Genomic DNA, 17,850 nt, shown 5'->3' on the forward strand with positions numbered 1-17,850 from the left:
GTTGACGGGGACAAAAAGGACCGCCGGTGCCGTCAACTTCATGATCGGCGGGGCGAGGCCCAGGGCGGGAGAGCGCGTCGGGGGTGGGACGCGACAGGCCCGCAGCCCCGGATACGGGGCGCGGGCCTGCGGCGGCGTTTCGGGTCAGTGCTCGGCGGTACGGCGGGTGCCCGAGTAGTACTCGAACAGCAGCCCGCAGGTGGCGAAGACGACCGCCACCAGGCCCAATCCCAGCAGCCAGAACTGCCAGAACACCAGGCCGAGGCCGGCGATCGCGGCGGCCAGCGCCAGACCGAACGGCCAGTAGCTGCCCGGGCTGAAGAAGCCGACCTCCCCGGCGCCGTCGGCGATCTCGCCGTCCGGCCGGTCCTCGGGGCGCAGGTCGATACGGCGGGAGACGAACCAGAAGAAGCCGCCGCACATCGAGGTGAGCAGGCCGGAGAGCATCAGTGCCACGGTGCCGATCCACTCGACCGCGCCGCTCTCGCCCCAGGTCCACAGGCCGTAGAGCATCGTGGCGCCGAACAGGAACACCGAAATGACGGTGAAGATCTTCCACTCGGTCTTCATGCCGAACCCCTCAGCTTCCCGCGCCGGCCGTCGCGTCGGACGGGTTGAAGTTGTTCGCGTCGCGCCGGGTGTCGAACGGCTTGGTCTCGGTGGCGTACTCCGGCTCACCGATGGCGCCGAGCGCCTCCTGGGTCGACTTGCCGGCCTTCTTGGCCGCCAGGAACTGGTCGTACTTCTCCGGCGAGACGACCCGCAGCTCGAAGTTCATGAAGGCGTGGTAGCTGCCGCACAGCTCGGCGCAGCGGCCGACGAACGCGCCCTCCTGGTCGATGCTGGAGACCTCGAACGTGTTGCGGATGTTGCCCGGCATGACGTCCCGCTTGAACAGCAGCTCCGGCACCCAGAACGAGTGGATGACGTCGCGGCTGGTCTCCTCGAACCGGATCGAGCGGCCGCTGGGCAGCACCAGCACCGGGATGACCTCGCTGGTGCCGAGCACCGAGGCGACGGTGTTGGCGTCGCGGCCCTGGCCGTCGCGGTAGTTGAACTGCCAGTTCCACTTGAACGCCACGACCTCGACGGTGACGTCCGGGTTCCTCGACTCCTTCACCACGTCGGTCTGCACGACAGCGGTGTAGTAGAAGAGGACGGAGACCACGAGGATCGGCGCGATGGTGTAGAGGAACTCCATCGGCAGGTTGTAGCGGGTCTGCACCGGCAGCTCGTTGCCACGCTTGCGGTAGCGGATCACGCACCAGAAGATCAGGCCCCACACGAACACGCCGACGGCGAGCGCCGCGATGCAGGACGCGATCCACAGGTCGTACATGCGGTGCGACTCGGGCGTGATGCCGCCCTGCGGCCAGCCGAAGCCGCCGAACGTCTTGCCGACGTCACAGCCGGTGAGCGAGACCAGCAGCGCCGCCGCGCCGAGACCGAGCCCGGCGATTCGACCAGCACCACGCCGCCGGCGTCCACCGGCCCCCGGGGAAGCGCTGTGCCGTACGGCCGAGCGCCGTACCTCCGAACTCCTTGCGACCACCTGGTCCTGCCTCCCTAGCGCGCCGCGGCGGTTGTTCTCCCTGACACCGACGGCAAAGGCGTCACCGACGGTCGCAGATTACTCGACCATGACCGGCCAGGCCGTCTTGGGGTCGCTGTCCACCCCCATCGGGGGGATCATGGGCGTAACCGGGCGATAGCGTGGAGCCTCATGAGCGTCTCCCCGGTCTACCTGGACGCCGCCAGCGCGGCGCCGCTGCATCCGGTCGCGCGGCAGGCGCTGCTGGCCGCCCTGGACGACGGCTGGGCGGACCCGGCCCGGCTGTACGCGCCGGCCCGCCGGGCCCGCCGGCTCCTCGACGCCGCGCGGGAGGCCGCCGCGCAGACGCTCGGCGGCCGCGCCGACGAGCTGTCCTTCACCCCCAGCGGTACGGCGGCAGCACACGCCGCCGTACTCGGTGGCCTGGCCGGGCGGCGGCGGGCCGGGGCGACGCTCGTGCACTCGGCGATCGAGCACTCGGCGGTGCTGCACGCCGCCCAGCGGCACACGGCCGGTGGCGGCGCGGCGGTGTCCGTACCCGTGGACCGGTCGGGCCGGCTGGACCTGGACGCCTGGGCGGCGGCGGTGGCCGCGCCCGGCGTGGCCCTCGCCGCCCTGATCGGGGCCAGTCACGAGGTGGGCACGGTGCAGCCGGTGCCCGCGGCGGCGGAGCTGTGCGCCGAGGCGGGAGTGCCGCTGTACGTGGACGCGGCGCAGCTGGCGGGCCGGGCTCCGCTGCCGGCGGGCTGGTCGGTGCTGACCGCCAGCGCGCACAAGTGGGGCGGGCCGCCCGGCGTCGGGCTGCTCGTGGTCCGCAAGGGCACCCGGTGGGAGTCGCCGTACCCGGCCGACGAGCGGGAGTCGGGGCGTACCCCCGGCGTGGTCAACCTGCCGGCGGTGGTCGCGGCGGCGGCGAGCCTGCGCGCGGCGGCGGCCGAGGCGGCGGCGGAGGCGGCCCGGCTGGGTCCGCTGGTGGACCGGATCCGGGCGCGGGTGGCGGCCGAGGTGCCGGACGTGGAGGTGGTCGGCGACCCGGTGGACCGGTTGCCGCACCTGGTGACGTTCTCCTGCCTGTACGTGGACGGCGAGGCGTTGCTGCACGCGCTGGACCGGCGCGGGTTCGCGGTGTCCTCCGGCTCGTCCTGCACGTCCTCGACGTTGCGCCCGTCACACGTGCTGGAGGCGATGGGGGTGCTGTCGCACGGCAACGTGCGGGTGTCGTTGCACCGGGAGACCACCGAGGCGGACGTGGAGCGGTTCCTGGCCGAGCTGCCCGGGATCGTGGCGGACCTGCGGGCGGAGGCGGGGGTGACCGACCTGTGAGCGAGCCGGACGAGGTGCTGGACTGCCGGGGGCAGCGGTGCCCGCTGCCGGTGATCAATCTCGCCCGGCTGGTGCCCGGCCTGCCGCCCGGCGCGGTGGTGCGGGTGCTCGCCGACGACCCGGCCGCGGCGGTGGACATCCCGGCGTGGTGCCGGATGCGCGGCCACGAGTTCCTCGCCGCGCACGAGGGCCCCGCCTACGACGTCCGGGTGTAAGGAAGGGCCCCTTATTAACGCCTCGGGTAGAGGAAGGGCCCCCTGTTAACGCCCGGCGCGTCAGCGCAGGTAGGCGAGGATGCCGGGCAGCGGGTCGGTCGCCACGGCCGTGTCGACCACCAGGCGCGGGCCGATCAGCGGCTCGTACTCGGCCCGGCGACGCAGCGTCTGCTCCCAGGTGCCGTGCTCCTCGGGCGGGCGGGCCTCGACCCGGCGGCGGTGCTCCTCCTCGTCGCCGCAGTGCACCTCGATCACCCGCAGCGGCACGCCCGCCCGTTCGGCCACGTCGTGCCAGAGGCCCCGGGCGCTGGCGACCGGGTTCACCGCGTCCACCACCACGCTGAGCCCGAGGCCGAGCTGCACCTCGGCCAGCCCGGCGACCGCGCCGTAGGCGGCCATGCCGGGTACGTCGCCGGTGAGGCCGTAGCGGTGCAGGGCCCGCTCGACCGGGTCGACCGGCAGGACCGGGGCGCGCAGGGCGGCGCCGACCCGGGCGGCGAGCGTGGTCTTGCCCACGCCCGGCAGCCCGGCGAACGCGACGAGCACCGGGCCGCCGGAGCCGGGGCGGACCTCCGGGTCCACCCCGCCGGCCGGCACCGCCGGGCCGGTCACAGCAGGTGCGGCCGGACGTCCTCGGCGGCCGCGTCACCGTACGACTCGGCGAGTCGCTTCACGAACAGGTCCCGGCGGACCTCGTACTCCTGCCCGCCGAAGTTCTCCAGCACGAGCGTGGCGAGCAGACAGCCGACCTGGGCCGCCCGCTCCAGGCCGACGCCCCAGTCGAGCGCGGCGAAGAATCCGGCCCGGAAGCCGTCGCCGACACCGGTCGGGTCGACCGCCTGGATCTCCCGCGCGATCGGCACCCGGATCGTGCCGATCTCCCGGCCGGCGATCTCCACGCCCTGCTTGCCGAGCGTGGTGACCCGCACCTTGACCCGGTCCAGCAGCTGCTCGTCGGTGAGGCCGGCCTTGCTCTGCAGCAGCGACTTCTCGTACTCGTTGGTCATCAGGTAGTCGGCGCCGTCGATGAGGCCGAGCACGTCGTCGCCGTCCATGCGGGCGAGCTGCTGCGACGGGTCGGCGACGAAGGAGTAGCCGCGGTCCCGGCACTCGCCGGAGTGCCGGATCATCGCGGCCGGATCGTTGGCGCTGACCAGCACCAGGTCCAGGCCGCCGAGGCGCTGCGCCACCGGGGCCAGCTCGATGTTGCGGGCCTCGCTCATCGCCCCGGCGTAGAAGGAGGCGATCTGGCACATGTCGGTGTCGGTGGTGCAGACGAAGCGTGCCGTGTGCGCGACCTCGCTGACGTGCACCGAGTCGCAGTCGACGCCGTGGCGTTCCAGCCAGGAGCGGTAGTCGGCGAAGTCGGCGCCGACCGCGCCGAGCAGCACCGGGCGCAGCCCGAGCTGGGCCATGCCGAAGGCGATGTTCGCCGCGGTGCCGCCGCGCCGGAGCACCAGTTCGTCGACGAGGAAGGACAGCGAGACCTTGTCGAGCTGGTCGGCGATGAGCTGGTCGGCGAAGCGGCCGGGGAAGCTCATCAGGTGGTCGGTCGCGATCGAGCCGGTCACGGCGATCTTCATGTCAACCCTCGGGGTCGGGAGCACGGCGCGGTCAGCCTACCGGCCCCCGGGCCGGGTGGACGGCGGTCGGTCACCAACCGGTCGGCCGGCGCACATCCGGACGTCACAGACACGGGGTACGACGAAGCGGCGGGCCGCCCCACCCGGGACGGCCCGCCGCTTCCGGTCGGTCTGCCGACTCAGCTGAAGGAGTCGCCGCAGGCGCAGGAGTTGCCCGCGTTGGGGTTGTCGATGGTGAAGCCCTGGGCGTCGATCCGGTCGGCGAAGTCGATGGTGGCGCCGGCCAGGTAGGGGGCGCTCATCCGGTCGACGACGACCTCGACACCGTCGAAGTCGGTGACGACGTCACCGTCGAGCGAGCGCTCGTCGAAGAACAGCTGGTACCGCAGGCCGGAGCAGCCACCCGGCTGCACGGCGACCCGGAGCCGCAGGTCGTCGCGGCCCTCCTGCTCGATCAGGGCCTTGACCTTCTGCGCCGCGACGTCGGTGAGGACGACGGTGCTGGGGGCCTTGGCCTCGGTCGACTCGGTCTGCGCTGGCGTGGTCACGTGGAAGTCTCCCTGCGCGGTATGAGGTCCGGACGTCCTGGCCAACGCCGCACGTCCGCCAGTGATTCCCGGTGTGGTCCGTCTTTCGATCGTACGCCGCCTCCGGCGTCACCACCCGGCGGCGTGACCAGCGGAACCGGTCAGCGGCTCCACTGCCGCGCCAGGCGGGCGCCGAGCGCGCGAAGACCTGCGGCCGGACGGGTCATCGCCGCCTCCACTCCCCCGCGCTCCTCGCCGCCGAAGTGCTCCACGAGGCTGTGCGCCTCGGTGACACCGGCCGCCGCCGCCTCGCGCCGCCCGGTGCTCACCCGTCCCGCCAGCACCACGCAGGGCACGCCCCGGTCCCGGGCCGCTCCGGCCACACCGGCGACCACCTTGCCGCGCAGCGACTGGTGGTCGAACGAACCCTCACCGGTGATCACCAGGTCGGCGGCGTCGAGCGCGGCGTCCAGGCTCACCGCGCGGGTGACCAGGCCGATGCCGGACTCGCACCGGCCGCCGAGCGCCAGCACCGCCGCGCCGAGGCCGCCCGCGGCGCCGCCGCCGGGCAGCGCGCCCAGCCCGGCCGGGCAGCCCGGCAGCCGCTGCGTCAGCACCTCCGCCCAGCGGGTCAGCGCGGCGTCCAGCAGCAGCACGTCGGCCCGGTCGGCGCCCTTCTGCGGGCCGAAGACGCTGCTCGCGCCGTGCAGCCCGAGCAGCGGGTTGTCCACGTCGCCGGCGGCGACGAGCGTCGCGCCGCGCAGCCGGGGCTCCCCGTCGAGCGCGGCCACCCCGGCGAGCGCCGCGCCGCCGTACGGCAGGGCCCGGCCGGCGCCGTCCAGCGGCGTGACACCCAGCGGTACGAGCATCCCTGCGCCGCCGTCGTTGGTGGCCGAGCCGCCCAGCCCCACCACCACCGTCCGCGCGCCCGCCTCGACCGCCGCGGCGACGAGCAGCCCCAGCCCGTACGAGGTGGTGGCCTTGGGGTCGCGTTCGGCGGCGGTGAGCAGGTGCAGTCCGCACGCCTGCGCGCTCTCCAGGTACGCCGTGCCGTCGTCGGTGAGCAGGATCTCACCGGCGGCCGGGCGGCCCAGCGGGTCGACCGTGGGCACCGGCACCCGGCGCCCGCCGAGCGCCCCGGCGAGCACGTCGACGAAGCCGGGCCCGCCGTCGGCGAGCGGCCGGACCAGCAGGTCGTCACCGGGGGCGACGTCATGCCAGCCGTCGGCCACCGCGGCGGCCACGTCGGGGGCCGGCAGCGTGCCGGCGAACTTGTCCGGGCAGAGCAGCACGCGCATGCGCAGCAGTGTGGCAGGCCACATCGCGGACGGCTGCGCGATGGTCGCGTTGTGGGACCATGGGGGCGTGACTTCGACCTGGGTTGAGCCGTCCAACACCGCCACGGCGCTGCTGCTTCTCGGCCGCGGCAGCGACCCCGCCACCGAGCGTGGCGTGGAGTGTCCGGGTGATCTCCCCGCGCCGAGCGACCCCGATCTGGTGGCCCGCGCCGCCGCTGCGAAGGCGGCCCTCGGCACGAAGGTGTTCGTCCTGGGCCACCACTACCAGCGCGACGAGGTGATCCAGTTCGCCGACGTGACCGGCGACTCGTTCAAGCTGGCCCGGGAGGCGGCGGCCCGCCCGGACGCGGAGTACATCGTCTTCTGCGGCGTGCACTTCATGGCCGAGAGCGCGGACATCCTCACCTCGGACGCGCAGAAGGTGATCCTGCCCGACCTCGCCGCCGGCTGCTCGATGGCCGACATGGCGGTGCTGACGCAGGTCGAGGCCGCGTGGGACACGCTCACCGACCTGGGCATCGCGGCGGAGACCGTGCCGGTGACGTACATGAACTCGTCGGCCGACATCAAGGGTTTCGTCGGCCGCAACGGCGGCGTGGTGTGCACCTCGTCGAACGCCAAGCGGGCCCTGGACTGGGCCTTCGAGCAGGGCCGCAAGGTGCTGTTCCTGCCCGACCAGCACCTCGGCCGCAACACCGCGGTGCTGGAGATGGGCTTCTCGCTCGACGACTGCGTGCTCTACGACCCGCACAAGCCGGGCGGCGGGTTGACCCCGGAGCAGCTGCGCGACGCGAAGATGATCCTGTGGCGCGGTCACTGCTCGGTGCACGGCCGCTTCACGCTCGACAGCGTCGACGACGTACGCGAGCGGGTGCCGGGCGTGAACGTGATCGTGCACCCGGAGTGCCGCCACGAGGTGGTGAACGCCGCCGACCTGGTCGGCTCGACCGAGTTCATCATCAGGACCATCGAGGCGGCCCCGGCCGGCTCGGCGTGGGCGGTGGGCACCGAGCTGAACCTGGTACGCCGGCTCGCGCTGGCCCACCCGGACAAGCAGATCATGTTCCTCGACCGGGCGGTCTGCTACTGCTCGACGATGAACCGGATCGACCTGCCGCACCTGGTCTGGGCGCTGGAGGAACTGGTCGCCGGGCGCGTCGTCAATCAGATCACCGTCGACCCGGAGACCGCCCGACACGCCCGGTCGGCGCTGGACCAGATGCTCGCCCTTCCGGGAGCCTGATCACCGTCGGTGACCCCGCTGGTACGGGAACGCACCGGACACCCCGGTTCGTGCCCTCGCTGGCGATGTGACCGATTCCATTCCCGTCACGGAGGGCTATGCTGCCGGGGCGACGACACACGCGGCCCGTTTTTCCATGACCGCGTTCCGGGTAGCGATGAACTTCGTGCGCCCATCACTAGACACGGCAGCACCCAACGCGCTGGAGGTTGCGTTGACCGACGACGTCCTGGTCGTACACGGAGGCACTCCGCTTGAAGGGCGGATCCGCGTGCGCGGCGCGAAGAACCTGGTGTCCAAGGCGATGGTGGCCGCCCTGCTGGGCGACACACCCAGCCGGCTGTTCGACGTGCCGCGCATCCGTGACGTCGAGGTGGTCCGCGGTCTGCTCGGCCTGCACGGCGTCAAGGTCAGCGACGGCGACGAGGAGGGCGAGCTCGTCTTCGACCCCACGAACGTCGAGAGCGCCAGCACCGACCAGATCAACGTGCACGCCGGGTCCAGCCGGATCCCGATCCTGTTCTGCGGCCCGCTGCTGCACCGGCTCGGCCACGCCTTCATCCCCGACCTGGGCGGCTGCCACATCGGCCCGCGCCCGATCGACTTCCACCTTCAGGCGCTGCGCGAGTTCGGCGCGACCGTCGAGAAGACCCCGGAGGGTCTGCACCTGTCCGCCCCGAACGGGCTGCACGGCACGAAGTTCGCGCTGCCGTACCCGAGCGTGGGCGCCACCGAGCAGGTGCTGCTCACCGCGGTGATGGCCGAGGGCGTCACCGAGCTGCGCAACGCGGCCGTCGAACCGGAGATCATCGACCTCATCTGCGTGCTCCAGAAGATGGGCGCGATCATCAAGGTGCACACCGACCGGGTGATCGAGATCCAGGGCGTCAAGAGGCTGCACGGCTACACCCACCGGCCGATCCCGGACCGGATCGAGGCGGCCAGCTGGGCGGCGGCGGCGCTGGCGACCCGCGGCCACGTCGAGGTGCTGGGCGCCCAGCAGGCCGACATGATGACCTTCCTGAACATCTTCCGGTCGGTCGGCGGCGAGTACGAGGTCACCGACCTGCGCCCGCCGCGCGGCGGCAGCCCGGGCCAGGAGGGCGGCATCCGGTTCTGGCACCCGGGCGGCGAGCTGAACGCGGTGGCGCTGGAGACCGACGTGCACCCCGGTTTCATGACCGACTGGCAGCAGCCGCTGGTGGTCGCGCTCACCCAGGCCCGGGGCCTGTCGATCGTCCACGAGACGGTCTACGAGCAGCGGCTCGGCTACACCGAGGCACTGAACACGATGGGCGCCAACATCCAGGTCTACCGGGACTGCCTCGGCGGCACCCCGTGCCGCTTCGGCCGGCGCAACTTCAAGCACTCCGCGGTGATCGCCGGGCCGAGCAAGCTGCACGCGGCCGACCTGGTCATCCCGGACCTGCGGGCCGGGTTCAGCCACCTGATCGCGGCGCTGGCCGCCGAGGGCACCTCCCGGGTGTACGGCGTGGACCTGATCAACCGCGGTTACGAGGACTTCGAGGCCAAGCTGGCCGACCTCGGCGCGCACGTCGAGCGCCCCTGACCGTTCCGCGCCTTCGATCGGCCGCGCCCGGTGCACCCGTGATGTGCACCGGGCGCGGCCGGTTGGCTACCCTTGCCGCGTGCCGTCGCTGTTTCGCCGCAAGTCCGCCGACCTCGTCGAGGAGTCCGTCACCACTGTGACGACCGACGAGGAGTCCGCCGCCCGCCCCCGGGGCTACACGCCCAGCAAGAAGGAACTAGGGCAGGTCACGCCGAAGCGCCCGGTCGCCGGTCGCCGGCCGACCGCGCCGGCCAAGCCGCTGACCAAGGAGGAGGCCCGCGCGCAGCGCCGTGCCGCCCGCGCCGAGGCCGCCGCGGAGTTCCGCCGCGAGGGCGGCCCGCGTGACCGGGGCCCGGAGCGGCTGCTGGCCCGCAACGTGGTCGACTCCCGGCGGACGATCGGCACCTGGTTCTTCGGCGGTGCGCTGATCGTGCTGTTCGGCTCCAACCAGGCCATGCCGCCGATCGTGCGGCTGCTGTCGAACGTGCTCTGGGGTGCGCTGGCCCTCGGCGTGCTGATCGACTCGATCCTGATCTCTCGGAAGATCAAGCGGCTGGTCCGCGAGCGCTTCCCGAAGAGCACCGAGAAGCTCGGCTCGCTCTACTTCTACGCGATCATGCGGTCGATCACGTTCCGCCGGATGCGTGCGCCCGCGCCGCGGGTGAACATCGGCGACCAGGTCTGACCGGACCGGCCCCGAATCGGCCCCTCCCGCCCCGGCGGTGAGGGGCCGATGTGGTGCGGGCCGATGCCGCACTCAGGCCACGCCGAGCAGGCGCAGCACCGCGGTGGTGGCCGCCGCCGCGACCACGACCAGCACGAACGGCACCCGGCGCCAGGCAAGCAGCAGGCCGACGAGCACACCGGCGGGCCGGGCGTAGCCGGCGAAGCCGCCGGCCTCGGTGAGCGCCGCGGTGGCGGCGAGCGCGGCCAGCAGCGTGGCGGCACCGACCGGCAGCAGGTGGCGCGACCACTCCGGCAGGTCGAGCCGGTCCCGTAGCAGCACCCCGGCAACCCGGAAGCCGTAGGTGCCGGCGGCCAGCGCGAGGATCACGGCGATCAGCACGAGACCTCCCCCGCCCGCGCGCCCCGCCTGGCCCCGCCGTCGTCCACCGGTCCGCCGGTCCCCTCCGGCGGGGCACCGGAACCGGCAGGCACGGGGTTCGGCCCGCGGCCGGGGTCATCACCCCGCGCGGCGTCCGCATCGGGCGGCCCGGCGTCGGGGCCGGCCGGGGCGGCTTCCCGGTGGGGCGGCTCGGGCTTCACGTCGGCCGGCGCGGCGGGTGAGCGGCGGCGGACCAGCAGCGGCAGGGTCAGCGCGGCGAGCGCGAGCAGCACCGGCAGCCCGGCCGGCAGCAGCGGGGTCGCCAGCACGGCGAGGCCGGCGCCGAGGAGCGCCACCCGGCGGGTCTCCCGGTCGCGCAGGCTCGGCAGCAGCAGGGCGGCCAGCCCGGCCGGGAACGCGGCGTCGAGCCCCAGGGCGGCCGGGTCGCCGGCCGCGCCGCCGGCGAGCACGCCGAGCGCGGTGCCGGCGTTCCAGGCCAGGAACAGCAGCACCCCGGCGAGCCAGAACGCCCGCCGCCGTTCCGGCCCGGCCGGGCGGGCCAGCGCGAACGCGGTCGCCTCGTCGGTCATCAGGTGGCTGCCGAGCAGCCGCTGCGCGCGCCGCGGACCGAGCGCGCCGCCGAGGGCCAGGCCGAACGGCAGGTGCCGGGCGTTGAGGAGCAGGCCGGCGAGGACCGCCGCAAGCGGGCTGCCGGCCGCGACGAGTCCGACGGCCATGAACTGGGCGCCCCCGGCGTAGATGATCGCCGACATGGCGAGCGTGGCCCAGACGGGCAGGCCGGCGGCCACCGCCACGGCGCCGAACGACGCGCCCACGGCGAGCATCGCCGCGCCGATGGCGGCGACGTCGCGGAGCACCCGGCCGTCGCCCGTTCGGTATGCCGTACGCATGTCCATTATCCTGAACGCAAGCACACTGTTCGTCAAACCGAACACACCGACCGATGGAGCGAACACATGGCGATCGACCCCGCTCCCCCGCTCGCCACCATCGCCGCCGCGCTGCGCCGCGAGCGCGAGCGGGCGGGCCTGTCGCTCACCGAGCTGGCCCGCCGCGCCGGGATCGCCAAGTCCACCCTGTCCCAGCTGGAGTCCGGCTCCGGCAATCCCAGCGTGGAGACGCTCTGGGCGCTCGGCGTGGCGCTGGACGTACCGTTCAGCCGCCTGGTCGAACCGCCCACCGCAGCGATCCGGGTGGTCCGGGCCGGGCAGGGACCCCGGATCCGGTCCGAGCACGCCGACTTCTCGGCCACCCTGCTCGCCGCCGGAGCGCCGCACGCCCGCCGGGACGTCTACGTGATGGAGCTGGAACCCGGCGCGGTACGGCTCGCCGAGGCGCACACCCCGCGCAGCGTCGAGCACGTCGTGGTCGCCGCCGGGCGGATGCGCGTCGGCCCCGAGACCGAGCTGGTCGAGCTGGAGCCGGGCGACTACGCCACCTTCCCGGGCGACACCCCGCACCGGTACGAGGCGCTGGCCCCCGGCACCTTCGCCGTACTCGTCATGGAGCACCCGTGACCGCGGACGTCTCGGCCGGGGCCCGGTAGAGCCGGGTCACCACCTCCTCGATATCCGGTTCCACGATCGAGATGTCTCGCAGCGTGGTGAGTCCGGCCAGCCCGGCCACCACCTCGGCGACGCTCGCCCGTTCCAGCGCGAAGACCAGCCGCCGCCCGTCCGCCTCCACCCGCTGCACCGGCGCGCCGGGCAGCACCGGCGGTTCGGGCAGCGCCGCGTCCAGCTCGGCGATCACCATCCGGCGTGAGCCGTACCGGCGGTGCAGCTCCGCGATCGACCCGTCGTGCACCACCCGCCCGTGGTCGATCACCACGAGCCGCCGGCACAGCCGCTCGATGTCGGCCAGGTCGTGCGTGGTGAGCACGAGCGTGGTGTCCCCGGCCCGGCCCAGCTCGGCCAGGAAACCGCGTACCGCCTGCTTGCTCACCACGTCCAGGCCGATCGTCGGCTCGTCCAGGAACAGCACCTCCGGGCCGTGCAGCAACGCCGCGGTCAGCTCGCCGCGCATCCGCTGACCCAGCGAGAGCTGCCGGACCGGGGTGTCCAGGAACCCGTCCAGGTCGAGCAGATCCCGGCAGCGGGCCAGCCGGGCCGCGTGCTCGCCGGCGCGCACCCGGTAGACGTGCCGCAACAGGTCGAACGAGTCCCGCAACGGCAGGTCCCACCAGAGCTGCGAGCGCTGCCCGAACACCACCCCGATGCGCAGCGCCAGCCGCGTCCGGTCGGCCACCGGGCGCAGCCCGCACACCCGGGCCCGCCCCGCCGACGGGGTCAGCACGCCGGTGAGCATCTTCAGCGTGGTCGACTTCCCGGCACCGTTCGGGCCGATGTAGCCGAGCATCTCGCCGCGCTCCACCCGCAGGTCGACCCCGTCGACGGCGGTCACCGTCCGCTTCTCGCGCCGCAGCGGCCCGGCCTTCACCCGGACCGTGAACTCCTTGCGCAGCCCGTCCATCTCGATGACGCTCATGACCCCGTACTCCGGTAGTGACGGACGCCGACGCGCCAGGCCAGGGCGGCCAACGCCGCCGCGACCACAGCGACGCCCGGCGCGGCCCAGCCCGTCCAGGACGGCAGGCCGAGCGGGTCGGCGCGGCCCAGCAGCGCCAGCGCCGGGTGGTAACTGACGAAGGCGAACCCCATCCCGTACGCGAACAGCGCGCGGAACCAGCCGCCGTAGACGGTGATCGGGTACGTGGTGAAGTCGCGCCCGCCGTAAGTGACCGCGTTCGCCAGCTCGCCCGAATCGACCCAGTAGAACGACACGGTGGCGGTCATGACGAAGACCGAGCCGAAGAAGACCACGGCGGCCGGCGGGGCGACCACCGCCAGCGCGACCCGCCCCGGTGTCCACTCGATGCCGGCCGAGACGAGCGCGAACAGCAGCACTGCGAGCCCGAACACGGCCCGGGACAGCTTGCGCAGCGGCAGATCCATCAGCAGCAGTTGCGGCAGCGCCCCGAGCGGGCGGACCAGCACGGCGTCGAAGAGGCCGGTGCGCACGTACCGGGGAAGCCGTTCGATGTTGCCGACCAGCAGGTCGGCGGTGGCGAAGCCGCACGACGACAGGCCGACCACGACGAGCGTCTCGCGCAGCGTGAAGCCGCCCAGTTCCCGCGTCACGCCGAAGATCACCAGGACGGTGACCACGTCGAACACGGTGGCGCCCACGTTGCCGACCAGGTCCACCACGAACGACGTGCGGTACGCCGCCTGCGAGCGCGCCTGCGCGCCGAGCAGCGCCCGGTACGCGCGCAACTCAGCCAGATCAGCCACCCTGGACCACCAGGCGGCGCTCGGCGCGGCGCTGGACCAGCCGGCACAGGGCCAGCAGCAGCACCGCCCAGCCGGCCTGCACCCCGACCAGGGTGAGACCGGTGGCCATCGGCTCCCGCTCGACGAGCACGTCCAGCGGCACCTGGAGGATGCTGGGGAACGGCGTGGCGTACCGCAGGACCGCCTCCAGCGGGCCGGGCAGGAAGCCCAGCGGGAAGTAGAGCCCGGCCAGCACGCCCGAGCCGAGCGTCCACAGGATCATCGGGCCCCGGACGTCCTGCAACCAGTACGCGGTGGCGTTGACCAGATAGCGGCAGCCGAAGCAGACCACCACCGCGAGCAGCGCGGAGAGCAGGAACAGCGGCACCGTGGCCCAGTGCCGGGGCACGTACACCGCGAAGAAGAACGGGCCGACCACCAGCGGCGGCACCAGCCGGGCCAGCGACGCGAACCCGGCCCGGCCCAGGTCGGTCGCGAGGTAGCTGGTCACCGGGTGCACCGGCCGCAGCAGGTCGGCGGCCACCTCGCCGGTACGGATCCGGTCGGCCAGATCGGTCCAGCCCCAGATGGCGATGACCGCCAGCAGACCCTGGCCGGCCCAGACGAACGTGGCGAGCTGCGCCCGGTCGTACCCGGCCACGGTGCCCGCCGCGCCTGTCGCCGCGAGGAAGATGTAGCAGCGCATGAAGCCGAACACGGTGTTGGTGCACAGCCCGGCGACGGCGGCCTGGCGGTAGGTCGCGTGCCGCCGGAACCCGGCCGCCACGATCGCGCCGAATGTCCGAAACCATGGGGTAACGTGTGCGCCGGTGGGTGGTGCCACAGTGGCGGTGACCGAGCCCACGCCGTTACCCTCCTTCCGCAGCCACGACGTGCTGGACCGGGCGACTGTACCGGCATGTCCGGCGCCCAGCGCGAGATTTTCCAATGAGGTGACACCGCCGTGAGCGAGCGACGCGAGCCGGCCCCGGGGCCGTGCCACGCGAGCGGCGGGAGGGGTTGCCGATGAGTGGCTGGGACAGCTGGCGCGAGCCGGCCGAACCGGCCTGGGCCGCCGAGCCCACCCACGAGTGGCAGCCGCAGTTCCCCGGGCAGCGCTACCCCGGCGACATCGGCATCGAGAACCTGACGCCGCGCCCGCGCGCCGTGGTCGGCCGCGCCGAGGTACGCCCGGTCAGCCCCGCGCCCGGCGAGGACACGCACCCGGTGAGTCCGGCCGGTCCGCGTGACGCCCGCCCGGTCAGCCCGGCCGGTCCGCGCTGGGCGGACCCGGTCAGCCCGGCGACCCCACGCGACGCGCGCCGGGCCGGCCCGGCGGCGCCACGCGACACGTACCCGACCAGCCCGGCGGCCCCGCCCGGCGTACACCCGACCAGTCCGGCCGGGCCACGTGGCGCGTACCCGGACGGACCGGCAGGGCCACGCGGCGGGCACGCAGACGGGTCGGCAGGACCACGCGGCACGTACTCGGACGGGCCGGCCACCTCGCGCGGGGCGTACCCGGTCGCTTCCGCCGGTCCCGGCGGACAGCGCCCCGCGGGGCCGGGCGAGCGGCGCGGGCGTCCCGACGGCCCCGGTGCGGACGGCCGAGGGCCCCACCACGCCGGTCCGCCGCCGGAGCGGCTCGACCAACGCTGGGTGCACCCCGATGGCCCCCCGCGCCGGGCCGCCCAGCCGGGCTGGATGCCGGAGCCGAACGAGACCCCGCACCCGGCCCCGCGCTGGACCGATCGCCCGGCGGGCGGCAGGCGCGCCCCGGCCGACGGTCGTCCGGCGGCTTCCGGCGAACGATGGGACTCGCCGCCCGGCGATCACCAGGACCACTCCCCCGGCGGGCGTCGCGAACCCCTGCCCGAGGGGCGCCACCGCCCCGTCGTGGAGCCGTCACCGAACGATCCCGGCCGTGGTCGGCGTGGTCCCGGCCTCGACCGGCGCGACGACGCCGTGCCACCGTCGGAGCGGAGCGCGGCCGGATGGAGCGAGCCGGGCCGGCGTGAACCGGGCTGGAGCGAGCCGAGCCGGCGGGAACCCGGCTGGGCCGGGCCGGGCCGCGACGGACGGCGTGAACCCGGCCGTGACGGCTGGCGCGAGCCCGGCCCGCGTCCCCCCGCGGACCGGCGTGACCCGGCGGGTGGCCGGTGGGACGACCGCGCGCCGGGCCGCGAGGCCGCCGCGTACCCGGACACCCAGCGCCGGGCGCCGGAGAACGGGCGGCCCGCGCAGCCCGACCGCCACGTCCCGCAGGGACAGCGTCCGGCTGACCCGCAAGCCACCACCCCGGCAGGCCCGGCCGCCGACCAGCGTTGGCAGCGCCCGCCGGCCGACCGGCCCCGCCCGCACCAAGGCGAGTGGCCGATCGTCGAGCCGCGCCCCCGGCCGGAGCCCGACGCGCACCGGCCGGACGAGCGGCACCGCCCGCCCGTGGATCGGCCGGTACCGTCCCGGCACCCGATGCCGCCCGCCGACGGGCCGCGCCCCGACGCGCGCCGTCCCGAGCAGGACGGTTCCCCTCGCCCGGACCCGCGCGACGCCCGGCCGGCCGGTCCTGGCGCCCGGCCCGGCGGCACCGGTCCGCATACTCAGCCACACGCCGCCCGTCCGGATTCCCGGCCGCAGCAGTGGCCGGTACGGCCCGACGAGCGCCCGCCGGCGGCCCCGGACCAGACGACCGCACGCCCGGACGGATCCCGCACGGCGGCCCCGGACCAGACGACCGCACGCCCGGACGGATCCCGCACGGCGGCCCCGAACCAGACGGCCGCACGCCCGGACGGATCCCGCACGGCGGCCCCGAACCAGACGGCCGCACGCCCGGACGAGTCCGGGACGGCGCGGCCGGACGAGCGCCGAACGCCGCCGGACGCACCGAGGACGGCGCGGCCCGGGCAATGGCCCGACGCTCGTCCGGTCCGCAGGACCGACAGCCGGGCCACCGCCCCTGCCGAGTCGACCGGACATCCGCGCGCCGACGACCGTCCCCGTCCCGTCCCGGCGGTGCCGGATCCGCCGGCTGCACCGCGCCCGCCCGTGCGCCCCGGCGACGCCCCGCTGCGGCCCGTGCCGCCTGTCGATGCGGACGAGCAGCAGCGGAGGCCGGCACCGGACCCGTACGATGCGCCTTCCGGTCAGACGTCCGGCATGCCCGCGGGCCCGACGGCCGGCACACCTTCGGACTCCCCGTCCGGCGTGGCCGCTTCCGCGAGCCCGGCTACCAGCGCACCCGTATCGGGCGTGCCGGATTCCGGCAGGCCCGTCTCCGGGGCGCCCGTCCCGGGCATGCCGCGCGCCGACGCGCCTGTTCCCGGTCCGGCCACGCCGCTCGCCGGCACGCCCAGCAACGGTACGCAGACTCCGATCGGCACCGGAGGGGCGGAGCGAAGCGGGGAGCCCACCCGCCCCACGGCGTCGCGGGGACGGACGGAAGAACGGCAGGGCCCGGCTCCAGCCGTTCCGGTCCAGCCGACCGGGGCAGCGCCGGCCCGTCCCGCGCCGCCCGCCTACCCCGGCCCCGCTCCTGCCCGGCCGACCGCGCCGATCGAACCGGCGGAGCAACCCGCCCGTCCGGAAGCACCGGCCGCGCAGTCCGTCAACGAGCCGCGACCGGGTACGCCCGGCCGCCCCGGAACCGACACGGTCGCCGGACCCGTGCCGGCCACCGGCACCCGACCCGTCCCGGGCCCGGATGCCAGCCGTCGCGACGTCGGCGCGTCACCCCGGACGAGCACCCGACCCGCGCCGGACACGGACGCCGGCCGTCCCGGAACCGACGCGGCCACCCGGCCCACGCAAGGCACGGATCGCCCCGGAGCCGACGCGCCCACCCGGCCCACGCCGGACACGGACACCGGCCGCCCCGGAGCCGACGCGCTCTCCGACGGTCTCGGAGCCGAGGCATCCCCGGACCGGGGCGACGAGCCGCCGGGGAACGGCCACTCGGCGGAGCAGGCCAACCCGCCCTCCCCCGGCGCCGAGGCGTGGTTCCAGCCGGCCCAGCCCTCCCGGCCCCCAGAAGCACCGGAGCCGCCGGAGATCTTGGACGATTCCGGCCCCTCTGGGGGCCGTTTCGTACCAAGATCTCTGTCCGGCCACGACTCCACCGCCGACCCGGCCGCGCCCCTCCCCGACACCGGACCGTTTCCGGCAGCTGCGCCGTTCACCGCCACCCCGCCGGGCGACGCTG

At 74.7% G+C, this 17,850-nt stretch carries 17 protein-coding genes; 6 read left to right on the plus strand and 11 right to left on the minus strand.

Annotated elements, in window-relative coordinates:
• Nucleotides 1-144: 144 nt before the first annotated feature.
• Both KSK32_RS03200 and coxB read right to left on the minus strand, forming a co-directional pair.
• Nucleotides 145-570, minus strand: coding sequence for a cytochrome c oxidase subunit 4 (locus KSK32_RS03200; protein ID WP_216928349.1), 426 nt, complete (start codon nt 568-570; stop codon nt 145-147).
• Nucleotides 571-580: 10 nt separating this feature from the next.
• Entirely contained in the window at nt 581-1,552 is a 972-nt protein-coding gene (gene coxB / locus KSK32_RS03205; protein WP_216928350.1) for a cytochrome c oxidase subunit II, read from the minus strand.
• Between the two features lie 171 nt (nt 1,553-1,723).
• On the opposite strand from coxB, the gene KSK32_RS03210 reads away from it, so the two are divergent.
• Nucleotides 1,724-2,875, plus strand: a complete 1,152-nt coding sequence (locus tag KSK32_RS03210; protein ID WP_216928351.1) for a cysteine desulfurase family protein — start codon at nt 1,724-1,726, stop codon at nt 2,873-2,875.
• Nucleotides 2,872-3,090 carry a sulfurtransferase TusA family protein gene (locus tag KSK32_RS03215; protein WP_216928352.1) on the plus strand — a complete coding sequence of 73 codons (219 nt, stop codon included), beginning with the start codon at nt 2,872-2,874 and terminating at the stop codon, nt 3,088-3,090. Before KSK32_RS03210 ends, KSK32_RS03215 begins: the two co-directional genes overlap by 4 nt.
• Before the next feature lie 60 nt (nt 3,091-3,150).
• On the opposite strand, the gene KSK32_RS03220 is transcribed toward KSK32_RS03215, so the two are convergent.
• The 4 genes from KSK32_RS03220 to KSK32_RS03235 all read right to left on the minus strand — a co-directional run bounded on the left by KSK32_RS03220 (nt 3,151) and on the right by KSK32_RS03235 (nt 6,522).
• Nucleotides 3,151-3,702 carry an ATP-binding protein gene (locus tag KSK32_RS03220; protein WP_216928353.1) on the minus strand — a complete coding sequence of 184 codons (552 nt, stop codon included), beginning with the start codon at nt 3,700-3,702 and terminating at the stop codon, nt 3,151-3,153.
• On the minus strand, nt 3,699-4,673 hold the full coding sequence (locus KSK32_RS03225) for a carbohydrate kinase family protein (RefSeq protein ID WP_216928354.1): 975 nt from the start codon (nt 4,671-4,673) through the stop codon (nt 3,699-3,701). The genes KSK32_RS03220 and KSK32_RS03225 overlap by 4 nt, the downstream gene beginning before the upstream one ends.
• A gap of 179 nt (nt 4,674-4,852) precedes the next feature.
• A complete protein-coding gene (gene erpA, locus KSK32_RS03230; RefSeq protein ID WP_013287705.1) occupies nt 4,853-5,221 on the minus strand; it encodes an iron-sulfur cluster insertion protein ErpA in 369 nt (122 codons plus the stop codon).
• Between the two features lie 140 nt (nt 5,222-5,361).
• Nucleotides 5,362-6,522 (minus strand): glycerate kinase, encoded by a 1,161-nt coding sequence (locus tag KSK32_RS03235; protein WP_216928355.1) that lies wholly within the window; start codon nt 6,520-6,522, stop codon nt 5,362-5,364.
• Between the two features lie 43 nt (nt 6,523-6,565).
• On the opposite strand from KSK32_RS03235, the gene nadA reads away from it, so the two are divergent.
• The 3 genes from nadA (at nt 6,566) to KSK32_RS03250 (ending at nt 9,996) form a co-directional block, all read left to right on the plus strand.
• Nucleotides 6,566-7,741, plus strand: a complete 1,176-nt coding sequence (gene nadA / locus KSK32_RS03240; RefSeq protein WP_216928356.1) for a quinolinate synthase NadA — start codon at nt 6,566-6,568, stop codon at nt 7,739-7,741.
• A gap of 214 nt (nt 7,742-7,955) precedes the next feature.
• Nucleotides 7,956-9,311 carry a UDP-N-acetylglucosamine 1-carboxyvinyltransferase gene (murA, locus tag KSK32_RS03245; RefSeq protein WP_036345331.1) on the plus strand — a complete coding sequence of 452 codons (1,356 nt, stop codon included), beginning with the start codon at nt 7,956-7,958 and terminating at the stop codon, nt 9,309-9,311.
• A gap of 79 nt (nt 9,312-9,390) precedes the next feature.
• Nucleotides 9,391-9,996 carry a DUF3043 domain-containing protein gene (locus tag KSK32_RS03250; RefSeq protein ID WP_216928357.1) on the plus strand — a complete coding sequence of 202 codons (606 nt, stop codon included), beginning with the start codon at nt 9,391-9,393 and terminating at the stop codon, nt 9,994-9,996.
• A 72-nt stretch (nt 9,997-10,068) separates the two neighbouring features.
• Here the strand turns inward: KSK32_RS03250 and KSK32_RS03255 are convergent, their stop codons facing one another.
• Together KSK32_RS03255 and KSK32_RS03260 are read right to left on the minus strand one after the other, a co-directional pair.
• Nucleotides 10,069-10,377 (minus strand): AzlD domain-containing protein, encoded by a 309-nt coding sequence (locus KSK32_RS03255; protein WP_216928358.1) that lies wholly within the window; start codon nt 10,375-10,377, stop codon nt 10,069-10,071.
• Nucleotides 10,371-11,267, minus strand: coding sequence for an AzlC family ABC transporter permease (locus KSK32_RS03260; RefSeq protein ID WP_254186925.1), 897 nt, complete (start codon nt 11,265-11,267; stop codon nt 10,371-10,373). Before KSK32_RS03260 ends, KSK32_RS03255 begins: the two co-directional genes overlap by 7 nt.
• 66 nt (nt 11,268-11,333) lie before the next feature.
• Between KSK32_RS03260 and KSK32_RS03265 the strand changes: the two genes are divergently transcribed.
• Nucleotides 11,334-11,894: a helix-turn-helix domain-containing protein gene (locus tag KSK32_RS03265; protein WP_216928359.1), complete on the plus strand. Its 561-nt coding sequence runs from the start codon at nt 11,334-11,336 to the stop codon at nt 11,892-11,894.
• Here KSK32_RS03265 and KSK32_RS03270 read toward each other — a convergent pair.
• The 3 genes from KSK32_RS03270 to KSK32_RS03280 are packed head-to-tail and all read right to left on the minus strand — an operon-like array spanning nt 11,878 to nt 14,514.
• Nucleotides 11,878-12,864 carry an ATP-binding cassette domain-containing protein gene (locus KSK32_RS03270; protein WP_216928360.1) on the minus strand — a complete coding sequence of 329 codons (987 nt, stop codon included), beginning with the start codon at nt 12,862-12,864 and terminating at the stop codon, nt 11,878-11,880. The genes KSK32_RS03265 and KSK32_RS03270 overlap by 17 nt on opposite strands.
• Nucleotides 12,861-13,661 carry an ABC transporter permease gene (locus KSK32_RS03275; protein WP_216935768.1) on the minus strand — a complete coding sequence of 267 codons (801 nt, stop codon included), beginning with the start codon at nt 13,659-13,661 and terminating at the stop codon, nt 12,861-12,863. The genes KSK32_RS03270 and KSK32_RS03275 overlap by 4 nt, the downstream gene beginning before the upstream one ends.
• A 1-nt stretch (nt 13,662) precedes the next feature.
• On the minus strand, nt 13,663-14,514 hold the full coding sequence (locus tag KSK32_RS03280) for an ABC-2 family transporter protein (protein ID WP_216928361.1): 852 nt from the start codon (nt 14,512-14,514) through the stop codon (nt 13,663-13,665).
• Nucleotides 14,515-17,850: the final 3,336 nt, after the last annotated feature.

The sequence above is a fragment of the Micromonospora sp. WMMB482 genome (assembly GCF_019038635.1).
Taxonomy (GTDB): domain Bacteria; phylum Actinomycetota; class Actinomycetes; order Mycobacteriales; family Micromonosporaceae; genus Micromonospora; species Micromonospora marina.

Coding starts and splice junctions, on each gene's coding strand:
- KSK32_RS03225 (WP_216928354.1), bottom strand. CDS start 4,673: ATGAAGATCGCCGTGACCGGCTCGATCGCGACCGACCACCTGATGAGC.
- KSK32_RS03210 (WP_216928351.1), top strand. CDS start 1,724: ATGAGCGTCTCCCCGGTCTACCTGGACGCCGCCAGCGCGGCGCCGCTG.
- KSK32_RS03260 (WP_254186925.1), bottom strand. CDS start 11,267: ATGCGTACGGCATACCGAACGGGCGACGGCCGGGTGCTCCGCGACGTC.
- KSK32_RS03270 (WP_216928360.1), bottom strand. CDS start 12,864: ATGAGCGTCATCGAGATGGACGGGCTGCGCAAGGAGTTCACGGTCCGG.
- KSK32_RS03200 (WP_216928349.1), bottom strand. CDS start 570: ATGAAGACCGAGTGGAAGATCTTCACCGTCATTTCGGTGTTCCTGTTC.
- KSK32_RS03265 (WP_216928359.1), top strand. CDS start 11,334: ATGGCGATCGACCCCGCTCCCCCGCTCGCCACCATCGCCGCCGCGCTG.
- KSK32_RS03235 (WP_216928355.1), bottom strand. CDS start 6,522: ATGTGGCCTGCCACACTGCTGCGCATGCGCGTGCTGCTCTGCCCGGAC.